The sequence below is a fragment of the Tatumella sp. UCD-D_suzukii genome (assembly GCF_000611875.2).
Taxonomy (GTDB): Bacteria; Pseudomonadota; Gammaproteobacteria; order Enterobacterales; family Enterobacteriaceae; genus Tatumella; species Tatumella ptyseos.
Window position 1 is genome coordinate 1 of the sequence record NZ_JFJX01000061.1, and the last position, 612, is coordinate 612.

1 protein-coding gene is annotated in these 612 nt (G+C 58.3%); it reads left to right on the forward strand.

Annotated features, from left to right (window positions below):
- Positions 1-612, forward strand: a 612-nt coding sequence (locus CG67_RS18350; protein WP_038024849.1) for an Ig-like domain-containing protein, incomplete at both ends; no start/stop codon positions are given.

Consider the following 612-nt stretch of genomic DNA (forward strand, 5'->3'; position numbering starts at 1 on the left):
TGGACGGCTATACCGGCAAGGTCCCGTCTGCGACCTATATTATTACCGACGGTCAGGCTACGTCCTCGGCGACGCTGAGCTTCAGCACGATCAATACCCCGCCGGTGGCGAACAATGACACGGCGGTGGCGAAAGAAAATACGCCGGTGAACGGTAATGTGCTGACCAATGACACGGATAAGGACGGCGACACGCTGACGGTGACGCAGTTTACTGTGGATGGTCAGACGGTGAACGCCGGTGAAACCGCGACCCTCAGCGGCGTGGGTACCCTGACTATCGGCAGTGACGGTAAATACACCTTTACCCCGGTGGACGGCTATACCGGCAAGGTCCCGTCTGCGACCTATATTATTACCGACGGTCAGGCTACGTCCTCGGCGACGCTGAGCTTCAGCACGATCAACACCCCGCCGGTGGCGAACAATGACACGGCGGTGGCGAAAGAAAATACGCCGGTGAACGGTAATGTGCTGACCAATGACACGGATAAAGACGGCGACACGCTGACGGTGACGCAGTTTACTGTGGACGGTCAGACGGTGAACGCCGGTGAAACCGCGACCCTCAGCGGCGTGGGTACCCTGACTATCGGCAGTGACGGTAAATACA